The sequence below is a fragment of the Mycobacteroides abscessus ATCC 19977 genome (assembly GCF_000069185.1).
Taxonomy (GTDB): domain Bacteria; phylum Actinomycetota; class Actinomycetes; order Mycobacteriales; family Mycobacteriaceae; genus Mycobacterium; species Mycobacterium abscessus.
The window spans coordinates 924123-948906 of the sequence record NC_010397.1 but is presented as its reverse complement, the minus strand read 5'-3'; the positions used below and the strand labels follow the sequence as shown (position 1 = coordinate 948906).

The following is a 24784-nucleotide window of genomic DNA, read 5'->3' as shown; positions in this document are numbered from 1 at the left end:
CCCCACAAATTAGGACATCAGGAGGATGTCGGCAGCCATTCCTCGTCGGTGGCCGCGAGTAGCCGCTGATGGTCCTCGCGATTGCGCCGCGAATAGGCCTCGGCGAAATCGGCGAACGCGGTGTCGGCGGCGTTGGGATCCGTTCCACCTCCCAGGTAACCCGCGATCACACCCGGAACACCTGACTGGGCGTGGGCACGGGCAAGCGCGATGGCACAGAGTGACCCGTAGAGAGCCAGGTCATCGGGATTGGTGAGGCTGGTGATGTCCACCGAGCCCTTCATGTCCCGGAACTGCCGGACGTAGAAGCTGCCTCGCCGGGTGGACGTCACGTACCCGAGGAAGGGGTCACCGCTGGCTTGCATGATGCGCTGGCCCGCCACCACCCGGCGCCCGTGCTCCCAGCGCAGTTCCTGGGGGAAATACGCCTCGACGACCGACGCGGACGCCTCCTTCATCTGCAGGAACAACGGCGAACCGTCGGCATCGGTGAGCAGCGCCAGATAGCAGCGCGTGCCCACGCTGCCGACACCGACCACCCGCACCACGGCGTCCTGGAACTGGTGACAGGCCAGCAGGGCGACCACATCCTCGGGCACCGAGCCGAAGTACTCGTCGACCATCGCGGCCGCCTCGGACAGGCCAATCTCCGGGACGCGGACCGCGATGTCCTGCTGCTCCACGATTCGGTAGTGACCGTCGACAGTGGTGGTGGTGAGCTTGCGTAACGCCCGATGCGAAGTGTTCCTGGAGGCCTTCGAGACCGTCTCGGTGGCCAATTTGGAGGCGCTCTTGGAGAGCCGGGAAACCAGATCCAGCACCTCGAGTGCCGTGGTCTTGAGATAGAAGCGCTCCAGGGCAGACATCTGGGCCAGCTCGTTGATCCGGGTGCGGTACGCGGCCGCCGTCTTGGTGGCCGTCTGCCGCACGTCGTCGTCGGACATCCCGAAATCGTGGCCGAGGATCGCCATGCTGGTGACCAGACGCTTGACATCCCATTCCCACGGCCCCACCGCGGTTTCATCAAAATCGTTGACGTCGAACAACAATGCGCGCTCACGTGAGGCGAAGAGGCCGAAATTGGAGAGATGAGCGTCGCCGCAGATCTGAATCAGGACCCCGGTCGTGGCGGTGCCGGCAAGATCTGCCGCCATCACCGCGGCCGCCCCACGGTAGAAGGCGAACGGCGACTCCGACATGCGCTCCCGGCGTACCGGGACAAGGGACGGGATCCTGGATTTGTTCTGTGCGGCAAGCTCGGCGATCGGATCTCGCCGCGGCTCACCCGAGAGCTCCGCGAGGCGCCGCCGCGGCATGCCATCGCGCAGTCCACGACCGAACTCCAACTGCTTCTCCCGCGAGAACCTCCGGAGATCCCCGGTCGTCAGCGTTGCCATACGGTGAATCTATTGCGGGTCGAGCTGGGCTTCAGTGGAAGTCCGGAACCGCACGAACACCGGCACCAACAATGCCGCGACGATCACTCCCACCACCACAAGGGCGCCGCCGCCGGCAGCCGCGGCGGTGGTACCCACCGCAGCGGCGGCCGCACCGTGCGCGAAGTCCGCAACGCGCGGTCCCCCGGCGACCACCACCGTGAACACGCCCTGCAGCCGGCCTCGCACATCGTCGGTGGCGACCGACTGCAGGATCGTGGTGCGGAAGGCCGCCGACACCATGTCCGCGATGCCGCCGATCACCAGGAAGAGCAGTGCCAGCCATAGCAGCGGTGCGTGCGCGGTGAGACCGAATCCCACCATCGCCAGACCCCACACCACAATGCTCACCACCACCGCCAAGCCCTGGCGATCGATCCGCTGGAACCACCCGGAAAACACCCCGCCGATGACCGCACCCACCGATATCGCGGCAGACAACAGCGCGATCACGGTGCCACCGTCGGCGGGGTCGCCGAATCCCTCGTGCGCGATCTGCGGGAACAGGATGCGCGGCATCCCGAAGATCATGGCGACGAGGTCCACCACAAACGACATCAGCACAATCTTGTGCCCGGCCAGATACCGAAATCCGTCCAGCACGTCCTGAAGACCGGAGCCGTTGGCCCGTAGATCCTTCGATGCTCCGGTCGGTGGCATCGTGTGCAGCCGTACGGTCGCCCAGATCGGCGCCACGCACGCGATCGCATCGATCAGGTACAGCGTGGATAGATCCACCCATTTGAGCAGCACACCCGCCAGCAACGGCCCGGCGATGAACCCGAACTGCTGAACCGTCATGTTGAGCGCATTGGCGGCCGGCAACTGCTCCAGGGGAAGCATCCGCGGAATGGCCGCCGCGCGGGTGGGCGAGTTGACCGCAAAAAACCCCTGCTGCACCGAGAGCAGGCACAGCACCACCCACACGTTGTCGACGGACAATGCGGCCTGCAGCCACAGCAGCACCGACGAGGCAGCCAGTCCGGTCGCGGTGATGATCAGCAGCGTTCGCCGGTCCATGCGGTCGGCCAGCGCGCCACCCCACAGACCGAACACCACCAGTGGCACCAGGCCGAAAACACCTGTCAGCCCGACATACGCCGAGCTCTGGGTGAGCGCGTAGATCTGCACCGGGACCGCGAACAGCGTCAGTCCCGCCCCGATAACGGTGACCACTCCGGCCAGCCACAGGCGCCGGAAATCGGTATTGCGCAGCGGCGTGATGTCTGCGAAAAAACGTCTCAGACCGCACCCGCTCCATTCATTACCGGCTGTCGGACGCCGCGGCGTCCCGGGTAGCTAACTTACCCGGGACGCCGCCGGTTCACTCCTTCAGCTCGGATACTGCGTCAGATGCTGCCGCGGGACCCGCGCCGGACTCGGCCTCGGCGGACTCCACAGCGGGTGGCGCCTCAGCCGATTCCGCGTCCGCGTCCGGCAGCTGGCCCACGAGGTACTCGGCGAGCCCACCGATGGTCGGGTAATCGAACACCGCCGTCGCGTTGATCGTGAACTTGCCGCCGAACTGGCTGTGCAGACGGTTGCGCAGCTCGATCGCCATCAACGAGTCCGTGCCCAGGTCCAGGAAGCGGCTGGTGGCGGCCGGCGGCTGCGCCAGGCGCAGGAAGTTCTGCACCTCACGCTGCAGGAACTCGGTCACGAAGCCCGCCCGCTGCGGCACCGGAATCTCCATGAGCTGCTTGAGCAGCTCACTGTCACCGGTCACCTCACCGACGGCACTGGGCAACACCAGATCCAGGATCGGTGGCCGAGAGCTGCCCAGCACCTTGGCGGCACGCTGCCAATTCGCCTTCAGGATGGTCGCCTGTCCGGTGCCATTGGCCACCACCTCGGCCAGCGCCGCGAGCGCCGCCGAGGGATCCAGCGGAATCAGGCCCTGGGCACTGATGTTCGCGGTCGCCGCCTCCGACGACGCCATGCCGCCCTGACCCCACGGACCGAAGTTGATACCCGTGGCCGGCAGACCCTGCGCCCTACGCTGCGCGATCAAACCATCGAGCAACGCATTGGCCGTCGCGTAGTTGGACTGGCCGGGCGAACCGAACAGGCTGGACACCGAGGACGACACGATGAAGAAGTCCAAATCGTCACCCTTGGTCAACCTGTCCAGATACTCGGCCCCGAAGGCCTTGGGCGCCAACGTTGTCCGGAACCGTTCCACACTCTGCTGACCGAGCAGCGCATCGTCGAGCACACCGGCCAGATGTGCCACGCCCGCCAGCGGAGGCAGTTCCGCACGGATCCGCTCCAGGAGCCCCGCGACCTCGGACTCCGCGCCGACATCGGCGGTGAACACGTGGATGCGCGTCTTGGAGCGCTCGGTGATCTCCCCGATCACGCGTTGCGCATCGGTGTCGGGCGCACGACGGCTGGTCAACACGATGTCCCCGGCACCCAGCTGAGCCAGGTAGGCCGCGGTGTGCAGACCGATCGCGCCGAGGCCACCGGTGATCAGATAGGTCCGATCCGGCCGCGGTGCCAGCGGATTCGGCATCTGGCACACGATCTTGCCGATATGCCGGGCCTGCTGCATGCGGCGGAACGCCGTCCTGGCCTCCGTCAGCGGGTAGATCTCGGCGGGCAGCGGCGTCCACTCTCCCTTGGCCAATCCCTCGGAGACCTCGGTGAGCAAGACCCGGATGCGGTCCGGCTCTTGGAACATCACCGTGTCCAACGCGACAATCTCGTAGGCGATGTCGGGCCGGGACTGCGCCATCTGCTCCGTGGTCCAAATATCGCGCTTGGCGATCTCGGCGAAGCGGCCGTTCTTGGCGGTGGCGCGCAGGGTCGCCTCGATGAAGCCCTCGCTGGTGAGGCTGTTGAGCACCACATCCACACCCGCGCCGTCGGTGTCTGCCAGGATCTGATCGGCGAAATCGGTTGTACGCGAGTCGTACACATACTTCACGCCGAGCTTGCGCAGTGTCGCCCGCTTGAAGGTGCTGGCCGTGGCGAACACCTCGGCCCCGAACTGCTGGGCCATCTGAATGGCCGCCAGCCCGACACCGCCACTGGCGGCGTGAATCAGCACCTTGTCACCCGGCTTGAGCTGCGCCCAGTCGAACGACAGTCGCACCGTGAGCGCGGCAGCGGGAATCGTGGCGGCCTCGACCCCACTGATCCCGTCCGGAATCGGCGCCAGGAACTGAGCCGGCACGTTGAAACGGCTGCCAAAGGCGCCCTGCATGGAGCCGTAGACCCGCTGGCCCACCTCCACTCCGGTGACACCTTCACCCAATTGCGTGACGATGCCGGCGAAGTCACCGCCGATCGGTCCCGGATCACCCGGATACAGCCCCAGCACGTTGAGCACGTCGCGGAAGTTGAGACCCGCGGCCTCCACCCGCACCTGCACGTAACCCTCGTCCGGCGCCGGCACCTCCTTCTCGGTGATCCGCAGGTTGTCGATGGCGCCACGCTCGGTGGGCGCCAAGACGTAGTCGCTGCCGCGCGGCACCGTCAGATGCCCGGTGCGCGACCACGGCAACAACCGGGAAGCCAGCAATTTACCTTGCCGCACCGCGATTTCCGGCTCATCCACCGGGGTGACCAACAGCCTCGCCAGCGCCTGCACGGCCTCCGGCGACCCGTCGCCGTCGACGAGCTTGGCGCGTAGCGCCGGTTCCTCGTTGATCGTGGTACGCCCGAATCCCCAGAGCGCTGCCTGCACCGGGTCCACCGGCTCGCCGGACTCGGTGGCCACCGCACGCTCGGTGACGATCCACAGCCCGCCAGGGAGTTTCACGCCGTTCTGGGCACTGTTCTGCACCGTGTGCACGGCGCTGAGCAGGTGGGCGATCTCGCCCTCGAGACGTGCGGCGCTCTCGGTGGTCGACTCCGTCGCGCCCGGTCCGGCAGCGCGCCAGACGACTCCGGAGAACGGCACGCCGCGCTCCTTGGCCGCCACCAGCACCTCGCCCAACAGTTCCGGATCCGTTTCGCGATTCAGCGGGATGCAGCCCGGCACCTTGGCGGCGAGCTCATCGAATCCCGCGATCAACCAGGTGCCAATCGATGCCGCCGACTCCTCGCCCTCACCCGCGACCGGCGGCACCGCAACCTCGTGCCAGCCAAGGGTGTACAGCAGCCGGGTGGCGTCACCCCCGAGCCCGCGCAGCAGTGCCTCGCGCGGTGCACGTTTGACGGTGAACTCACGAATCCCGCCCAGGTGACGGCCATCCCGATCCAGGTAGTCGAGATCGAAGACCTGCGTCTCGCTATCCAGCGGGCTCTCATGCCAGCGCGCACGGCAGTAGAAGCGCCGGGGCATCTTCTCCTTCAACGTCACCTGTCCGTACCGCAGCGGCAGGAACAGGTCGTTGACGCCCTGCTCGGCAGCGAGCAGGGCGGGGAACGCCGGGAAGGCGACACCGGTGCACAGGTCCATCAGGACCGGGTGCATCGGCTCGGTGCCCAGCTGCTCGGCCAGCTCTTCGCCCACGAGGACGTCGCCGATGGCCTCACCCTCGCCGAGCCACAACGACTTCAGAGAGCCGGACCAGGTTGGGCCCCAGGCCAATTCCAGATCGGCGAAGATCTCGAAGAGCTCCATAGGACGCATGCGCTCCATCCGTTCGATGGCGGCATCGACCGGCTCGGCAGGCTCAGCAGCCTCCGGTGCCGGCTCGGCGTCGTCCCCGATACCGGTGACCACCGTGCCTTCGGCGTTCAACGACCAGTCGACGTCGCGTTCACCGTAGGGACGGCTGTGCACCTGGAACTTCGAACCACTGCCGTCCTCCAGCGGATGCAGCGTCAGCTGTACCTCCCGAGAGCTCTTCTCCGGCAAGATGATCGGCTCGTAGAAGAACACATCCTTAGCCCGTGCGGGAGTGCCGACGGCAGCCAGGGCCATCGCGGCGTAGGTCGCACCCGGAACGACGACGGTGCCGTAGATGACGTGATCGGACAGCCATGGCTGCGAGCGCACCGACAACCGGCTGATGTACACCGAATCGCCGGAGGCGAGATCCTCGCCCCTGCCCAGAATGCCCGAGGGCAAACCGCCGCCGCCCTCGATGGCAGTACCGGACGACTTCGGCCAGAAGCGGCGGCGCTGGAACGGATACGTCGGCAACTCGACCGTTCGGCGTGGGTGGCGTTGCAGCGCGGCGAAATTGGGCCGATGACCGCTGACGTAGGCCGAGGCGAGAGCGTCGGCGATCTGACGCCTGTCCTCAACACCCTTGCGCAGCGAGACGATCGCCCGGGGCGGTGCCAGATGCTCGGGCCAGACCTGCACGGCGGCGCCCGTCAGCACCGGCTGCGGGCCGATCTCCATCAACACCGAGCACCCCAACGCAGCCACCGTGCGCACGCTCTCCGCGAACTGCACCGGCTGACGGGAGTGCCGCCGCCAGTACTGGCCGTCGATCGGGGTCTGCGCCGTCAGTACGGCACCCGTGCGGTTGCAGACCAGCGGCAGCGTCGGCGCCGCGAACTGCACCTGTGCCGCGTACGACTCGAATTCATCGAGGATCGGGTCCAGCAACTCCGAATGGAAGGCATGGCTGGTCTCTAGCCAGGTGCAGCGGATTCCCTCTTCCTGGAATCGGGCGACCGCCTGCTCCAGATCCTCGCCCGGCCCCGAAAGCACGGTGTTGGGCCCGTTGTAGGCACCCACCGACACCCGCGGGAACTCACCGGCGATCTGCTCGACGTGCTTGGCGTCGCTGAAGACGGCCACCATGCGGCCACCCGCGGGCAGACCGCCGAACAGCCGGCCGCGCTCGGCGATCAGTCGCGCCCCGTCCTCGATGCTGAACACCCCCGCCACGCAGGCGGCCGCATACTGACCGACGCTATGCCCCAGCACCACATCGGGCTCGATTCCCCATGACTGCCACAGTCGCGCCAGACCCATTTCGACGGCGAAGAGCGCAGGCTGCGCGAATGAGGTGTGCCGCAAGGCTTCTCCAGCCTTGCCTCCGGTTTCGCGATCGGTTGCGAACATCACCTCCAGTAGCGGCCGCGTCACGATGTCCTTGACCGCCTCCGCGCACCGCGTCACCGTCTCGGCGAATACCGGCTCCGCGTCGAACAGTTCACGTGCCATGCCCGGATACTGGCTACCCTGCCCGGTGAACAGCCACGCCGTCGTCGGGTGGTTGGTGTGTTCGCCACGCACAACTCCGGGACGCAGACGGTTCTGCGCCAGCTCGAGCAGGCCCTCACGTGCGGTCTGGATTGAATCCACGACCAGTGCGGCCCGATGCTCGAAGTGCGACCGACCGCGCCCGGCGGTAAGGCATACATCCTCGAGGTCGACATCCGGGTGCGCCGCCAGCCAGGACTCGTACCGCTGCGCCACCGCGGCCAGCGCCTCCGGTGACCGCGCGGACAGCGGCAGCACACTCACCGGAGCGGACTGCGGCGTCGATGCGTCATCCTCATCCGGCGTTGCCTGCGGCTGGGGTGCCTCCTCGATCAGCACGTGCGCGTTGGTTCCGGTGAAGCCAAAGGAGCTCACTCCGGCGCGGCGCGGGCGACCGTTCGCCTGCCACGGAATCGCCTTGTCGACCACCCGCACCGGCAGTGACTCCCATGGAATGTGCGGCGACGGGTTGTCGAAGTGCAGGCTCTGCGGCAACACGCCGTTCTGCAACGACAACACGACCTTGATCAGACCCGCTGCCCCCGAGGCAGATTCGGTATGCCCGATGTTCGACTTGACCGAACCCATCAGCAGCGGCCGATCCGCGTCACGCGAACCGCCATAGGCCGCGGCGGCCGCCTGCACCTCGATCGGGTCGCCCAGCGGGGTACCGGTGCCATGCGCTTCCAGGTAGTCGACATCGCCCCCGACCAGACCGGCGCGCGCCAGCACGCTGCCGATGAGCCGCTGCTGCGCACCGCCGTTGGGGACGGTCAGACCACTGGAGGCACCGTCCTGATTCACCGCACTCCCGGGAATCACGGCGAGCACCCGGTCTCCGTCACGTTCGGCGTCGCTCAACCTCTTGAGCACCAGGATGCCGCAGCCCTCACTGCGTACGTAACCGTCGGCGGAGGCGTCGAAGGTCTTGCATCGCCCGACGGGTGACAACATCCTGGCGCGCGAGGCCGCGATGACCGTCACCGGGCTCAGCAGCACGTTCACTCCACCGGCCAGCGCCAAGTCGCAGTCGCCGGAGTGCAGGGCCTGGACGGCCTGATGGACCGCCACCAGCGCCGAACTGCAGGCGGTGTCGACCGCAACCGCCGGACCTTCGAAACCCAATGCGAAGGCGACGCGGCCGGAGATCGCGTTGAGGGCGTTACCGGTGATGAAGTACGGCTCGATCTTGTCGATCGACTCCGACGACAGCAGGTGTGCGTACTCGTTGGCACCGACGCCCGCAAAGATTCCGGTTCGGCTGCCGCGCAACGCAGCTGGCGAGTATCCGGCTCTCTCCAGACCCTCCCACACGGTTTCGAGCATCAGCCGCTGCTGTGGCTCGATCCAGACGGCCTCACGCGGGGAGATACCGAAGAACTCGGGATCGAATCCATCGATGCCGTCCAGGAATCCGCCGAAACGCGTGTACGTCTTGCCCGCGACCTCTGGATCCGGGTCGTAGAACTCGTCGATATCGAAGCGGTCTTCGGGCACTTCCCGGATCGCATCCACGCCGCCGGACAGCACATCCCAGAAGGCCTCCGGATCAGGTGCACCCGGGAAGCGGCAAGAGACCGCGACAATCGCGATCGGTTCGTCGGTGCGACCCGTGACGGCCGAAGCCAGTTGCGCCGCCGGCTTGGCTTGCTCGGCCAGACCGAGCACATCACCGAGCAGGTAATCGGCGACATCGGAGATGCGGGGATGATCCATCACCAAGGTGACCGGAATCTCCTTACCCACACCCTGTTCCATGCGGCGCCGCAATTCGACCGCCATCAGGGAATCCATGCCGAGGTCGAAGAATCCCGCGTCCTCACGGATTTCCGAGACGTCAACGCGCGTCACCTCGGCCACCGCGTCTCGCAGGTAATCGGTGAGCAGCTTCTTGCGCTGCTGCACAGGAGCGTTCGCAAGCCTCTCGACGAGCTGCGTGCTGCCCGACTGTGCACCCGCCACCCCCGCCAGGTGTGACGGCACCTCACGATCCAGCTCCGCCAGGAATCCTCGCTTGCCCGCCTGTTGATAGAGCGGCAGGAAGCGGGCCCAGTCGATGCGAGCGATGACGCCCTGTACGGCGTTCGAACCGGAAGCCGCCACCACATCGGCCAGGCCGGCCAGTGCGTCGGTGGGCGACAAGGTCTTGATGCCGCGCTGCTCCAGTCGCGCACGGGATTCCGCGTCAGCCATGCCCGCAGACCAGGGACCGAAATTGACGCTGGTTCCGGCGATGCCCTGCTCACGCAGCCGCCAGGCGAGCCCGTCGAGAAAGGCGTTCGCCGCGCTGTAAGCAGTCTGTCCATAGCCACCCCATACCGCGGCAATGGACGAGGTGTTGATGAAGAAGTCGAGCTTCAGCCCAGCGGCAGCCTCGCTCAAATGCCATGCGCCCCAAACCTTACCGGCGAAGACGCGATCTACCTCGGCATCCTCTAGGTCGCTCAGTGGCGTGGTGCCGATCTCGCCGGCGGCATGGACGATGCCCGCCAACGGCGGCAGCTCTGCCTGAATTCCCGCCAGCAAGCGGGCCACGTCATGGCCGTCGGCGACGTCGGCGGTGACCGCGCGCACTTCGCAACCCTGCGCTGCCAGCGCATCGATGCGCTGCCGTGCCGCCTCACCGGGTTCGCGCCGACTCGTCAGGACCAGATGCTTGGCACCGCGGCCGGCCAGATACCCCGCGATCTCCAGTCCGATGGAGCCCAGTCCACCGGTCACCAAATAGGTTGCGTCACTGCGGACTTCCAGTGGCTTTCCGCTCGGTAGTTCCTCCCTGCGCACCAACCGGGGGACGTGGACTGCCTGACCGCGCAACGCGAGCTGGTCTTCCCTGGTGGACGCCTCTCCCGATACGGAGACCCGGCCGATGAACTGCGCCCATTCGTCGGTACCGGCATCGGACAGGTCGGCAAGGCCGCCCCATACCTGCGGAAGCTCCAACGCCGCGGCGCGGCCGAACCCCCACAGGGCACTCTGCTCGGGCGCGACGGTGTCGCCCTCGATGACGTGCTGTGCGCCTCGGGTGACTATCCAGATGGGAGCACGCAGCTCAGCTGCGGCCGCCGCGCGGAACAGTCGGCGTGTTCCGCCCAGAACCTGGTGCTGGATCCGCAGCAACGACTGTGCCGATGAGCTGCCCTGGCCCGCGAGGGCCGCGACATGCACGATACGCAGCGCCGAGTCCTCGTCCGCCGCCGATCGCAGCGCCTCCACGAGCTCTGCCTCGTCGGCATCCGACACCGGTAGCGCAAGCACCCGATGCTGCTGTCCGCGTGCGGTCAACACGTCGAGCAACGGCTGGGCCGCTCCCGCCGCGTCAGCCACCAGCAGCCAGGTAACGCCGCCCGCCGCTTGCGAGCCCGACAACGGGGTCGGCGACTTTTCCCAACGGAATTGGTAGCGGTCATCCGCGATGGTCTGTGTTGTGCGCTGCAGATTGTGCTGCGCCGCAAGCTTTGTCAGCACATTCAGGGTCTGCTGGTCGCCATCGACGCCGCCGAGCAGATTCGCGAGTTCCTCGATCTTGCCGTCCTCGAGCAGACGAACGGCCTCGGTGCGTGGTCCACCATTGTTCTGCTGCCGGTTCCCGGCGTCACGGTTGTCCCCGTCACGCTTGTCGCTGAACCAGTACTGACGACGCTCGAAGGGGTACGTGGGTAGGTCCAGCTTACGCGCGGGCGCATGCTGGAACGCACCGAAGTCGGGCAGGTGGCCCAGCACATACGCGTCGGCGGCCGCCTCGGTGATCTGGCGGTGATCCGCGGTGTTTCTGCGCAGGGACGCGATCGCACGCGGCGCGGTGGCGGGATCCGGCCAAGCCCGCAGAGCCGCGGCGGTGAGCACCGGCTGCGGGCCGATCTCGAGCAGCACCTTGCAGTTCATATCGGCAAGCGTGCGCACACTCTTGGCGAATTCCACCGGCTGCCGGGCGTGGCGACGCCAGTAGGCGCCGTCGAGTTTCACGCTCCTGCCCAGCGCGGTACCGGTCCGGTTGTCGATCAAAATCCGTTGCGGCGTCTTGTAGTTGAACTGATTCGCGTAGGCCTCGAACTCGTCAAGGATTGGGTCGAGCAACGCCGAGTGGAACGCGTGAGAAGTCTCCAGGAAGTCGCAACGAACACCATCGGCCACCAGGGCGGCGATGGCCTTCTCCAAATCCTGTGCGGGGCCTGACAATACGGTGTTAGCCCCGTTATAGGCCGCTACCGACAGGCTGGGGAATTCGTCGGTCAGACGCTCCGCCCGCTCAGCGTCGGTGAACACCGCGGCCATCCGGCCGCCGGCCGGCAGGCTGCTGAACAGCCGGCCGCGCTCGGCGATCAATCGTGCGCCATCTTCGAGGCTGAACACCTCCGCGACACACGCGGCCGAATACTGGCCGACGCTGTGTCCGAGCACCACATCCGGCTCGAAACCCCATGACTGCCAGAGCCGGGCCAGACCCATCTCCACGGCGAACAGGGCGGGCTGGGCGTAGGAGGTCTGCCGCAGCGTCTCCTCGGCCTCGGGTCCGTCCACATCGAAAATGACATCCAGCAACGGCTTCTCGAGAACGTCAGCGACCGCCGCGGCGCAGCGATTCAGAGTATCGGCAAACACCGGCTCGGTCTCGAACAACTCCCGGGCCATGCCGGGGTACTGACTGCCCTGGCCGGTGAACAGCCACGCCGTCTTGGGCGTGTCGTGCGACTCCCCACGCCCCAAACCGGGTGCGGGGCGATCGTCCGCGACGGCGCTCAACAACTCGACGGCCGCTTCCCGCGTGTTGACGACCAACGCGGCGCGGTGCTCCAGGTGCGCCCGTCCCACGCCCGCGGTGAAGCACAGGTCGGCCAGGGCGGCCTCCGGGTGCGCGTTCAACCAGGCGCGGTACTTATCGGCGAGCTGCGCCAACGCAGCGGGCGTACGCGCAGAGAGCGGCAGAATGCTGAACTTCCGACCTCCGGCGGGGGCGGGAGGCTCGACCGCGTCCCGCGACACGACCGGAGCTTCCTCGAGGATCACATGCGCATTGGTTCCGGCGAATCCAAACGAGCTGACGCCCGCGATACGGGGCCGCCCATTGCGGCCCCACGGCCGGGCCTCCCTGACGACCTCCACCGGAAGCCTGTCCCAGGGAATGTGCGGCGACGGGTTCTGAAAATTGCGGTGCTGCGGCAACAGCTCGTTCTCGAGCGACAGGATGACCTTGATGACACCCGCGATACCCGCGGCCGCCTCCAGGTGCCCGATGTTCGTCTTCGCCGATCCGATCAACAGTGGATCGTTGGTTTCCCGGCCGATGCCGTACGCCGCACCCGCGGCCTGCGCCTCGATCGGATCGCCCAGCGACGTGCCGGTACCGTGCGCCTCCAGATATCCGACCTCGCTGGGCGCGACACCCGCGCGCTTGAGCGCATCGGCGATAACACGCTGCTGAGCAACGCCATTGGGTACCGTCAACCCGCCCGATGCGCCGTCCTGGTTAATCGCGCTGCCGCGAATGACGGCCCGGATCCTGTCGCCGTCACGGATCGCATCCTCAAGGCGCTTGATGACGATGACACCGGAACCCTCGCCGCGCACGTAGCCGTCCGCAGCCGCGTCGAAGGTCTTGCACTTGCCGTCGGGCGCGAGCATATGGGCGTGCGAGAAGGTGATCATGGTGGCCGGCGTCAGCAGCACATTGGCGCCACCTGCCAGCGCGAGATCGCACTCCCCCAGTTGAAGTGCTTGGCACGCTTGGTGAATTGCTACCAGCGACGAACTGCACGCAGTGTCGACGGCAACGGAGGGACCTTGCAGTCCCAGGCGGTAGCTGATCCGGCCGGCCGCGGCGGCGTTGGAGGTGCCGATGGCCATATAGGCCTCGATCTCAGGGAACGTCAGTTCGTCGGACGCCATCCCCAGGTAATCATGAGTGGCCAGGCCGACGAATACGCCGCTATTAGTCTCAGCCAAATCCGTTGGGGCAATGCCGGAATGCTCCACCGCGCGCCACGCCGTCTCCAGCAAAAGTCGGTGCTGCGGGTCCATCAATCTGACCTCGCGCGTCGACATACCGAAGAAGGGCGCGTCAAATCCCGTCACATCTTCGACGAAGCCCGCGCGCCGGGTCACGACTTTTCCGGGAGCACCGGGTTCCGGGTCGAAGAACTCCTCGGCGTCCCACCGATCGGCGGGCACCTCGGATATCGCATCGCGGCCTTCCCGCAACACATCCCAGAATTCTTCCGCGTCTGCGGCCCCGGGAAAACGCGCTGCGTAACCGATGATGGCAAAGCGTGGGGTTGACTCGATCGGATTTTCAGCGGAATCCATATTGTGGCCTCCTTGCGTCGGCAGGTGAGAGAGTGGGCCTCGACGTCGTGGGACGAGAATGTGACTCGGGACATCGACGGGTGCGAACGCGACTCTAGCCGAACAAGTATCGTGCGCACTGTCGTTCCCAAACTTCACAGTTCCTAGGACAGTCAGTTCTAGTTATTAACGGTATGCGATGTGGCGCATGGGGTTTCCGGGTTTCGGTGTGACCGGCGACCACGCCACCAAACCGAGGGTATGTTGGGCCAGCGATGAGAGATGCCGGAACGGGGCCGGCCGAGCGAGAGGGACGGCGTTTTGCGCATTGGCACGATAACGGTTGGCGCACTTGATGAATGGACGTTGAATGCGGGCACGGTAACGTCCTGGCACCCCACTCCCGCGGCCACCGAAAAAGCCCGGCAGGCACCTGTGAGTTCGGTGCCGGTCAGCTACATGCAGACTCAACATCTTCGTAATTACTACGAACGCAACAATGCCGGGCTGAATTTTTCCCGGCAGATCATAGCCAGCTGTGACGTTCCTGGGAATTGCGATATCGCCGCCATGAACCACGCCCTCAACGCGTATCTGCGCCGGCACGACACCTTCCGAAGCTGGTTCGAGCGCACCGACGACGGCGAGTTCATCAGGCATTCGATCAGCGATCCGGCCGACATCGAATTCGCCCCTGTAACGCAAGGGCACATGTCGGTCGATGAGATACGTAGCCATGTCATCGACATACCGAGTCCGCTGGAGTGGGGGTGCTTCACCTTTGGAATCATCCAGAGCGAGAACCACTTCACGTTCTTCGCTGCCATGGATCACGTACACGGGGATGCCACCCTGATCGGCACTACGATGATGGAAGCCAACGGGATGTACTCCGCGTTGAGCAGTGGCGGTGCGGCACTTACCCTTCCGGACGCCGGCAGCTTCGACGACTTCTGTACTCGCGAACGCGAATTCACCTCGGCGCTGACCTTGGACTCGCCGGGGGTGCAGGCGTGGATTGACTTTGCCGAAAACAACAATGGCACCTTCCCCGAGTTTCCCCTTCCGCTCGGAAACCCGGCGGAAGCCACCAACAGCACCATGACCTCACTGCTGCTGTTGAACCCCGAACAGACGGACCGCTTCGACGCCGCCTGCGGGACAGCCGGTGCCCGGTTTGTCGGCGGGCTCTTCGCCTGCCTGGGGCTGGTCGAACACGAATTCACCGGAGCCGTCACGTATTACGGGCTGACACCGCGGGACTCCCGCACAGCTAGCGACAACTTCATGACACAGGGCTGGTTTACCGGGCTGATCCCGATCACGGTCCCGATCGCGGCAACCTCTTTCAACGACGCCGCCTACGCGGCCCAGACCGCTTTCGATTCCAGCCTGGACATGGCCCGGGTGCCGTACTACCGCGTGCTGGAGCTGGCACCCTGGCTCAAGTGGCCGGAGCCGAACTTTCCGGTGTCGAACTTCTTCCACGGCGGCGCCGCACCGCTCAACGCGATCCTCGCGGCGGGCGAGCTGGGCCTGGCCGACAACATCGGCATCTACCCGGACGGCCGGTTCTCCTACCAGCTGACCATCTACATATTCCGGTACGGCGAGGGCACGGCGATGGCGATCATGCATCCCGACAATCCGATCGCCGAGAAATCAGCCCTGCGCTACATGGAGGCCATGAAGTCGGTGTGCGCGCGCGTCGCGGACACCGGGCACTGGGGACGCGTCGCGTAGCTTGGGCGACATCAGAGTGAGGGTGAGGAATTTATGCGGCGGCTAGCCGATCTCGTGGTGCGATGGCCATGGGTGGTGATAGGCGCCTGGGTCGCGTTGGCCATCGCGTTGCCCTTGACCTTCCCCTCCCTGACCGAGATGGCGGAGAAGCATCCGCTGGCAATCTTGCCGGCGGACGCACCGTCAAGCGTCACGGCCAAGAAGATGACCGAGGCGTTCCACGAATCCAGTAATGACGATCTTCTGCTGGTCGTATTCATCAACGAGAACGGACTCGGCAAGGACGATGCCGACAGCTACCGCAAGGTGGTCGACGCACTGCGACACGATCTGACCAACGTCGTGTCGGTGCAGGACTTCATCGGTACTCCCGAGTTGCGCAAGTTCCTGACGAGTCAGGACAACAAGACCTGGGTGCTGCCGGTCGGTCTGGCCGGTGAGTTGGGCACACCCAAGGCCTTCGAGTCGTACAACCGGGTTACCAGCCTCATCCAGCACAGCATCGACGGCAGTCCGACCACCGTGCACATCACCGGGCCCGCGGCCACCGTGGCCGACCTGACCGTCGCGGGCCAGCAAGACCGGCTGCCGATCGAGATCGCGATCGCCGTCCTGGTGCTGGCGGTGCTCCTGCTGGTCTATCGCAGCGCACTGACGATGATGCTGCCGTTGGTGACCATCGGTTCATCTCTGGTCATCGCACAGTCGGTGGTGGCGGCGTATTCGCAGCTGACCGGCGCGGGCGTCTCGAACCAGTCCATCGTGTTCTTGAGCGCGATCCTGGCCGGCGCCGGCACGGACTATGCCGTCTTCCTCATCAGCCGCTATCACGACTACCTGCGGTCGGGTAAGAACTACGACCAAGCCGTCAGGGCCGCGATGATGTCGATCGGCAAGGTGATCACCGCCTCTGCCACCACGGTGGGCATCACCTTCCTGCTGTTGAGCTTCGCCAAGATGGGCGTCTTCCAAACGGTCGGCGTGTCGTCGGCGATCGGGATCGGTGTGGCATACCTGTCCGGGATGACGCTGCTGCCCGCCATCCTGGTGCTGGCCGGGCCCCGCGGGTGGGTCAAGCCACGGCGCGAACTGACCGCCCAGTTCTGGCGGCGCTCGGGTATCCGGATCGTCCGCCGGCCGATTCCTCACCTGGTGGCCAGTGTGCTGGTGCTGGCGCTGCTGGGCAGCTGCGCCCTGCTCGCCCGTTATAACTACGACGACCGCAAGGCCGTCTCGCCGTCGGCGCCGAGCTCGGTGGGCTACGCCGCGCTGGAACGCCACTTCCCGCTCAGCCAATCCATCCCCGAGTACATCCTCATTCAGTCACCACGCGACTTGCGCACTCCGCAGGCTCTCGCCGACTTGGAGCAGATGGCTTCTCGCATCGCGCAGCTACCGGACGTCGGCCTGGTCAGTGGTGTCACCCGCCCCCTCGGCGAGGTGCCGCCCGAGTTCAGGGCCACCTATCAGGCCGGACTCGTGGGCACCCGGCTGGCGGACGGCTCCAACCAGATCAACCAGCGCAGCAGCGACCTCAACCGGCTCACCTCAGGCGCCAACACCCTGGCCGGCAGCCTTACCGATCTGCGTAATCAGCTCAACAAGATCACCCCCGGTCTGCAGAGCCTGCTCGAAGCGTCGAACTCGTTGAAGACGAAATCCGGCGGCGACGAACTGGTACGGAACGTGGACAACGCCGCCAAACTCGTCGACGAAATCAACGCGCTGGCCAACGACATGGGGTGGAACTTCTCCGCCGCGAAGGACATGTTCGGCTGGATCAACCCCGTTCTGGCGGCGCTGCAAGGCAATCCGATCTGCGATGCCGACACCTCATGCAGCAACACCCGCGGCCAGTTCGAGCGGCTGGTCGGCGAGCGCAACAGCGGTCGCCTCGATGAGATCGAACGGCTCGCTCATCAGCTCGGCAACTCCCCGGGCAACAAGGCGACGCTGTCCACCACGGTCACCAAGCTCAACGCCTCCCTACTGAGTGTCGTCAACGGACTGCATGCCATGGGCCTGGACAAGCCCGGTGGCCCGCAAGCCGGGCTCAACCAGTTGCGACAGGGCGCCGACCGCCTGGCCGGCGGCAGTCAGCAAGTGGCCGGCGGCGTAGATCAGCTCGTCGGGCAGATCAAGGTGATCGTCAACGGGCTCAACCAGGCATCGAACTTCCTGCTGACCATGAAGACCAATGCGGCGGACCCGTCCCAGGCGGGCTTCAACATTCCCGCCGAGGTGTTGAACAATCCGGACTTCCAGCGAGCCGCCAAGGCGTTCATCTCACCGGATGGTCACTCCGTGCGGTACCTGGTGCAGACGAAGCTGAACCCGTTCAGTCCCGAAGCGATGGACCAGGTCAACCAGATCAGTGATGTCGCCAAGGGCGCTCAACCCAACACCACACTGGCCGACGCGACGATCTCGATGGGCGGGTTCCCCACCGCGCTGCGCGACACGCGCGACTACTACCAGCACGACATCCAATTCATCATCGCCGCGACACTGATCGTCGTTCTGTTGACGCTGATGGTGTTGCTGCGCGCCATCGTCGCACCCCTGTACCTGGTTGGTTCGGTGGTGTTGTCGTACTTCGCGGCGATCGGCATCGGAGTACTGACATTCCAGTATCTGCTCGGAGAGCAGTTGCATTGGACCGTGCCGCCACTGGCCTTTGTGGTGCTGGTCGCGGTCGGTGCCGACTACAACATGCTCTTCGTGTCACGAATGCGTGACGAGTCGGCGAGCAGTGTGCGCTACGGCATCATCCGCGCCCTGAACTCCACGGGCGGCGTCATCACCGCCGCCGGACTGATCTTCGCTGCGTCGGTGGGCGGTCTGCTGTTCTCTAGCATCGGAATCGTGGTCCAGGGTGGCTTCGTGATCGGTGTGGGAATTCTGCTGGACACCTTCGTGGTCCGGACCATCACGGTGCCTGCCATCGCGGCATTGGTCGGCAAGGCGAACTGGTGGCCTTCGCAGGTCAACGCGCGGCAGACATCGTCCGCGAAGCCCTCGGCCGCCGCGCCGGCAGGTTAGCAAGCACTCGTTATGTATGTGAGACTGAAATTGAAGTTGAGTCAGGAGCACGGATGAGAAACCTCCTCGCAGGAACAGCAGTGCTGGTAGTTGCCTGCGTAACAGGATGTTTCGGCATCCCTTCCGCGGTCGCCGATGACCCGCAGGTTCCCGGCCCTCCCATTCCCGGGATCGCACCGGACGGCACGGTCAAGGCCGCCCCCTCAGCGCCGGATCGCACCGCGTACGCGCTCGGCGGCGCTCACGTGCTCGGTATCCCCTATGACGAGTACATCCGGATGACCGGCAAGGACTGGTTCCCGAACATGAAGCGGGAAAACGTCTGGTATCCGGCCGGTCAGGTCCAGGGCCACACCCTGGAACGCTTCTTCCCCGGCATCGGTCCGATCGGAGAAAAGATCCTGCCCGGCCTGGGTCTGGACGGTCCCAGCATCGGCGAATCGATCGATATCGGAGAACCCAATCTCGAGAACGCCATACGCAGCGGCGGCCCCGGGACGGCGATGGGGTTGTCCGAGGGCGCGCTGGTCCTCAACGCGGTCAAGAATGCCCTGGCCACAGACCCGACCGCACCCGAGCCGGAGTCGCTGACCTTCGCGACGTTCGGTGACCCGATCGCGAAGAGTCCCTTCAGCGAGAGCTTCCTGACCCAGAACTTCGCTCCTGGGTCCGTGGTGCCCTTCATGGACTATCCGGTGCCGGCTCGGGTGGACAGTCAGTACCACACCGACCAGTTCATCTCTGCCTACGACAGCATCGCCGACTGGCCGGACCGGCCGGACAACCTGTTCGCGCTCGCCAATGCCATCGCCGGCTTGGCGACCGGCCACACCGCGGTGGCCTTCACCAACCCGAAGATGGTTCCGGCACGCAACATCGTGACCGAAACCAATTCCCGGGGCGGCACGACGACGACGTATTTCATCCCCGAGCAGCACCTTCCCCTGGTGATGGGCTTCAAGTACCTCGGGGTGCCGGAGGAAACGCTGAATCGGCTCGACGCGATTCTGCAACCCCGGGTGGACGCGGGCTATTCGCGCAACGACGATCCGGCAACGGCGCCGATCGCCGTCGACCCGCGTCGGGGCTTCGACCCCGCAGAAGTGACGGCGCCTGCCTCGCAGGCGACATTCGGTGGCGGATCCGATCCGATTTCACAGATCACCAGCGGCGCTCTGGCCGTGCTGGGCAACGGCACCCGCCCGACCCCTCCCAATTAAGCATGACTTGGACAAAACTATGACACCTTCAACCCAGTCATCCATCCTGTCGATGCTGCACGGACGTGCGAGCCTGCGCCCGGACGACATCGCATTCACCTTCACCGACTACACCAACAGTCCGACCGGTGTCGCCGAAAGCCTCACCTGGTCTCAGCTGTCTCGCCGCACCTTCAATGTGGCCCGCGAACTCGGCCAGCACGCCTCGCCCGGCGACCGGGCGCTGATCCTGGCGCCGCAAAGCCTCGAATACATCCTGGCGTTCCTGGGCTCCATGCAGGCCGGACTGATCGCGGTGCCGCTTCCCTTGCCGCATCGCGGCTCGAGTCTTGACCGGGTCAGTGCCGTCTTCGACGACACCTCGCCCTCGGTGGTGCTCACAACGTCCGCGGTCGCGTCAGATGTCGGCGACTACGTCGACCAGTCGCGCCTGGAGATCGCGCCCAAGCTCATCGAGATCGACACCTTGCGCCTCGACGTGGACGCCGGGCCAAGCCTCGTACCGGGCGACGTCCCCAACATCGCGTACCTGCAATACAGCTCGGGTTCCACCCGGACACCTACCGGCGTCATGCTCTCGCACCGCAATCTGCAGGTGAACTTCGAGCAGTTGATGCGCAGCTTCTTCGTGGACACCGGCTGCACCATCCCGTCGAACGCGACGATAGTGTCGTGGTTGCCCTTCTATCACGACATGGGCTTGGTGCTGGGCGTCTGCGCTCCGATCCTGGGCGGCTATCGGGCCGACCTGACCAGTCCGCTGGCCTTTCTGGAAAGCCCGTCGCGCTGGGTGCGCGCGCTGGCCACAAACCCGCACGCCTGGTCCTCCGCTCCCAACTTCGCCTTCGATCTGGCGGCCCGCAAGACGACCGACGCCGACCTGGCGGGGCTCGACCTGGGCGGCGTGCTGGGCATCATCAGCGGTGCCGAGCGGGTCGAGCAGGCCACTCTGCAACGCTTCGTCGACCGGTTCGCCCACTTCAATTTCCGGGACTCCATGATGCGCCCCTCCTACGGGCTGGCGGAGGCGACGGTGTTCGTCGCCTCCGGGACCTGGAGCGAGACAGCACCCGCGGCCCACTTCGACGTCGAGGAGCTGTCGGCGGGCCGGGTGCGGCGGTGCGCGGCCGGGGCCGGAACGGCGCTGGTCCAGTACAAGGTGCCGCACTCCCCCGTACTGCGGATCATCGACAGCGACACTCACCGGGAGTGCCCGGCGGACGTGGTCGGCGAGATCTGGGTGCACGGCGACAATGTCGCTTCCGGCTATTGGCGTAAGTCCCCCGAGGAGCAGCGGTGCTTCGGCGCGCAGATCGCCGACCCATCCGCCGGCACCCCGGAGGGGCCCTGGCTCAGGACCGGCGATCTCGGCTTCGTGTCCGAGGGCGAGCTGTTCATCGTCGGCCGCATCAAGGATCTGCTCATCATCCGCGGGCGCAATTACTACCCCGAGGACATCGAGGCCACCGTTCAGGAGATCAGCCGCGGCCGGGTCGCGGCCATCTCGGTTCCGTTCGACAGCACCGAGAAGCTGGTCACCATCATCGAGCTCAAGAAGCGCAGCGATACCGACATCGAGGCCATCAGGAGCGAAATCACCTCGGCGATCTCGAATGCGCACGGGGTAAACGTCGGAGATGTCGTGCTGGTGCCACCGGGATCGCTACCCACGACCACCAGCGGCAAGATTCGGCGCCGCTCGTGTGTCGAGCAGTATCTCCAGCATGAGTTCATCCGATTGGACGCGGACTCCCCGGTGGGCGTCGCCTAGCCCCTCTCGGTGTCAGATGCCGGCAAGCCCCACGGCCAGCAATACGCACCCGACCGCCGTCAGCACCAACGCGATATTGCGGCGGCGGTTGGATTGGATCCAGCTGTTGAGTCTGGCCATTGCCTCGGCCGTCCGCTCCGGCGCCACCGCGTGAGCCAGGAACGGAATCTCCACCAGCGCAAAGGCGATGACGTTGAACATCAGCAACGCGCTGATCTGGGTGGCGGGCGGAGAGCCCGAGGCAACGATCACGGCCAGTGCCGCCAGGAAATCCACGGACGGCAACGCGATGCCCAGTCCCGCGACCCCGGCCACCCAGAGCGAGCCACCCGTCGCGATCGACTGAATACGCGCCGAGACCTTGTCCAGCTGCGCGTGGGAAGCCGGCCCCCGCAGCCGTGAGGCCACGAGCGCGGCGACCAGGAGCGCCGCCACCCCGATACCGATCTGTACCCGGGGCAGCGTGAAGTGAGCGGATCCGGTCGATACATTGCGAAAGGCGAACAGCACCACCAGGCCCACCGCCATGCCCATCACAAACCCACCGGACAGGAATGCCAGCAGCTGCAGCATCGGGCGCGGCCGATTCAGCATCAACACCGTCATGCCCAGCCGGAAGGGTTCGAAGCTGACGGCGATCGCCATCACCAGCAGAGTGATCCACATGAGGTCAGGGCTGCAGCCGTTCAACCCGGCCGTCGGTCACCACGATCCGGTTATGCACTCGATTCTCCCGTCCCTGCCAGAACTCGACGGTCTCGGGGGCGATGACGTAGCCGCCCCACTGTGGGGGCACCGGTATCTGATCCAGCCCCGCGAACCGCTGGGTGACGTCCCCAAGCTGGGCCAACAGCGCCTCGCGCGACTCGATGGGCGCGGACTGCTGGGAAGCCCATGCGCCCAGCTGTGATCCACGCGGCCGATTGGTCCAGTAATCGGCGGTCTGCGCCGGATCGACCTTGGTCACCCGGCCACGCACATGGACCTGGCGCCCCAGCGCGTACCAGGGGAAGGTGACACTCGCATACGGTGTCGCAGCCAGCTGGCGTCCCTTGGCGGAATCGTAGTTTGAGAAGAACGTCACACCCGCTGCGTCGAATCCCTTGCACAGCACCGTGCGCGTCACCGGTCGGCCGTCGTCGACGGTGGCGAGCACCATCGCGTTCGGCTCCGGGATGCCCGAGGCCACCGCGAGATCAAACCATTTGTGCAACAGGGGAAGCCAGCCATCGGCGAGCCAGTCGACGTCGAGATCGCCGCTGCCGTCCTTTTCTCCGGGGCGGTAGTCAGAGCGCAGCCATTCGGTCACGAAAATCACGCTACAGGCGCCCGGATAAGGCACTGCGGGGTGACTAAGAAGCACCCTTATTTGCGAGTGCAAGAATCGCCTTTACCGAGTTGTTACCCACAGGTAGGGAGTCGAGAATCATGACGGTTGCAGCGCCGCTACCAGCGGATTTCGCACCTGGACTGGAGGGCGTAACCGCCTTCGCCACCGAGATCGCCGAGCCGGACAAGGACGGTGGTTCACTGCGCTATCGCGGTGTCGACATCGAGGATCTGGTCGCCCAGCGGGTGACCTTCGGTGATGTATGGGCACTGTTGGTCGACGGCAAGTTCGGACAGGGGCTCCCACCGGCCGAACCTTTCCCCATCCCCGTGCACACCGGCGACGTCCGCGTGGACGTACAGGCCGGGCTGGCCATGCTGGCACCTATCTGGGGTTTCGAGCCGCTGCTGGACACCGAGGATTCGGTGGCGCGCAGTCAGCTCGCGCGCGCCTCGGTCATGGCGCTCTCGTACGTCGCGCAGTCGGCGCGAGGCAATTCCCTGCCCGCCGTTCCGCAACACATTGTCGACGAATGTTCAACCGTCACATCGCGTTTCATGACCCGCTGGCAGGGTGATCCCGATCCCAAGCATGTCGAGGCCATTGACGCGTACTGGGTATCGGCCGCCGAGCACGGCATGAACGCCTCGACGTTCACTGCCCGCGTGATCGCCTCCACCGGCGCAGATGTGGCCGCGTCGCTCTCCGGCGCGGTCGGAGCGATGAGCGGGCCATTGCATGGCGGCGCCCCCGCCCGCGTACTGCCGATGATCGAGCAGGCCGAGAAGACCGGCGATGCCCGCGGCGTCATCAGGGGCATTCTGGACCGCCGCGAAAAGCTCATGGGCTTCGGCCACCGGGTGTATCGCGCCGAAGACCCGCGCGCGCGGGTGCTGCGCAGCACCGCCAAGCGCCTGGGCGCCGCGCGCTATGAGGTTGCCGCCGCCCTTGAGCAGGCTGCCCTGGCCGAGCTGCGAGAACGCCGCCCCGATCGCGTCATCGAGACCAATGTCGAGTTCTGGGCGGCGGTCATTCTCGACTTCGCGCAGGTGCCGACGCGGATGATGCCCGCCATGTTCACCTGCGCCCGCACCGCGGGCTGGAGTGCGCACATCATGGAGCAGAAACGTCTCGGCAAGTTGGTGCGCCCGGCCGCGCTGTATGTGGGGCCCGGACCGCGCCCCATCGAATCCGTCGAGGGATTCGGGCTGCTGCACTCTCGCGTCGGTGCGTAACTACCCGAACTCCTGGCGTCACTCTGCGTGAGGTGGTTGGGTGAGTCTTCATGGAACCCTCGCAGACCTCTCCCGACCTCCCACCAGTGCAACCCTCCGTCTCCCCGTACCTCATCGTCGAGGACTCCCGCGCGGCGATCGAGTTCTATAAGAACGCCTTTGGCGCCGAAGAGCTCGGCCTGCTGGAGACGCCCGACGGCAAGGTGATGCACGCCGCCGTCAAGATCAACGGCACGACCATCATGATGAACGACGACTTTCCGGAGTACAACGACGGCAAGTCCAGCACTCCCACCGCGCTCGGGGGTACCCCGGTCACCATTCATCTCACGGTGCCCCATGTGGACGACTGGTTCGGTCGCGCCGTCGACGCCGGGGCCACCGTCGAGATGCCGCTGGAAGATCAGTTCTGGGGCGATCGCTTCGGCGTCATCAAGGACCCGTTCGGGCACCTGTGGTCACTGGGTCAGCCCGTCAAGATCGTGAACCCCGAAGACCTCAAGAAGTACGCGGCAGGCGGCAGCGAGTAAGTCCGCCGACACTACGGTTTCTGATGCAAACGCCGAGACGCTCACGCAAAACACGGCGTGTCGCGGGCTTGGTGGCGGGC

At 65.8% G+C, this 24784-nt stretch carries 11 protein-coding genes; 6 read left to right on the top strand and 5 right to left on the bottom strand.

The genetic code is table 11. The features are described from left to right. Positions 1-17: 17 nt before the first annotated feature. From MAB_RS04915 to MAB_RS04905, 3 genes are all read right to left on the bottom strand, one after another. Positions 18-1397, bottom strand: a complete 1380-nt coding sequence (locus MAB_RS04915; RefSeq protein ID WP_005115126.1) for a DUF2252 domain-containing protein — start codon at positions 1395-1397, stop codon at positions 18-20. Positions 1398-1406: 9 nt separating this feature from the next. Continuing rightward, positions 1407-2651: an MFS transporter gene (locus MAB_RS04910; RefSeq protein ID WP_074232551.1), complete on the bottom strand. Its 1245-nt coding sequence runs from the start codon at positions 2649-2651 to the stop codon at positions 1407-1409. A 109-nt stretch (positions 2652-2760) separates the two neighbouring features. Continuing rightward, on the bottom strand, positions 2761-13854 hold the full coding sequence (locus tag MAB_RS04905; protein WP_005113356.1) for a type I polyketide synthase: 11094 nt from the start codon (positions 13852-13854) through the stop codon (positions 2761-2763). Positions 13855-14154: 300 nt separating this feature from the next. On the opposite strand from MAB_RS04905, the gene MAB_RS04900 reads away from it, so the two are divergent. From MAB_RS04900 to MAB_RS04885, 4 genes are read left to right on the top strand one after another with little or no spacing between them, the layout of a single operon-like run. After that, positions 14155-15576 (top strand): condensation domain-containing protein, encoded by a 1422-nt coding sequence (locus tag MAB_RS04900; RefSeq protein ID WP_005115124.1) that lies wholly within the window; start codon positions 14155-14157, stop codon positions 15574-15576. Positions 15577-15609: 33 nt separating this feature from the next. Then, entirely contained in the window at positions 15610-18618 is a 3009-nt protein-coding gene (locus tag MAB_RS04895; protein WP_005083159.1) for an MMPL/RND family transporter, read from the top strand. 53 nt (positions 18619-18671) lie between these two features. Continuing rightward, positions 18672-19838, top strand: a complete 1167-nt coding sequence (pe, locus tag MAB_RS04890) for an acyltransferase PE (protein WP_005115773.1) — start codon at positions 18672-18674, stop codon at positions 19836-19838. Between the two features lie 19 nt (positions 19839-19857). Next, positions 19858-21609: an AMP-binding protein gene (locus MAB_RS04885; protein WP_074244064.1), complete on the top strand. Its 1752-nt coding sequence runs from the start codon at positions 19858-19860 to the stop codon at positions 21607-21609. A 12-nt stretch (positions 21610-21621) separates the two neighbouring features. On the opposite strand, the gene MAB_RS04880 is transcribed toward MAB_RS04885, so the two are convergent. Together MAB_RS04880 and pdxH are read right to left on the bottom strand one after the other, a co-directional pair. Beyond that, positions 21622-22275 carry a GAP family protein gene (locus tag MAB_RS04880; protein ID WP_005083165.1) on the bottom strand — a complete coding sequence of 218 codons (654 nt, stop codon included), beginning with the start codon at positions 22273-22275 and terminating at the stop codon, positions 21622-21624. Between the two features lie 4 nt (positions 22276-22279). Continuing rightward, positions 22280-22927 (bottom strand): pyridoxamine 5'-phosphate oxidase, encoded by a 648-nt coding sequence (gene pdxH / locus MAB_RS04875; RefSeq protein WP_005113353.1) that lies wholly within the window; start codon positions 22925-22927, stop codon positions 22280-22282. 110 nt (positions 22928-23037) lie between these two features. Here pdxH and MAB_RS04870 point away from each other — a divergent pair, with 110 nt between their 5' ends. Both MAB_RS04870 and MAB_RS04865 read left to right on the top strand, forming a co-directional pair. Continuing rightward, positions 23038-24174 carry a citrate synthase 2 gene (locus tag MAB_RS04870; protein WP_005113352.1) on the top strand — a complete coding sequence of 379 codons (1137 nt, stop codon included), beginning with the start codon at positions 23038-23040 and terminating at the stop codon, positions 24172-24174. A 50-nt stretch (positions 24175-24224) separates the two neighbouring features. Then, positions 24225-24704 carry a VOC family protein gene (locus tag MAB_RS04865; protein ID WP_005083170.1) on the top strand — a complete coding sequence of 160 codons (480 nt, stop codon included), beginning with the start codon at positions 24225-24227 and terminating at the stop codon, positions 24702-24704. The last annotated feature ends 80 nt before the right edge of the window (positions 24705-24784 follow it).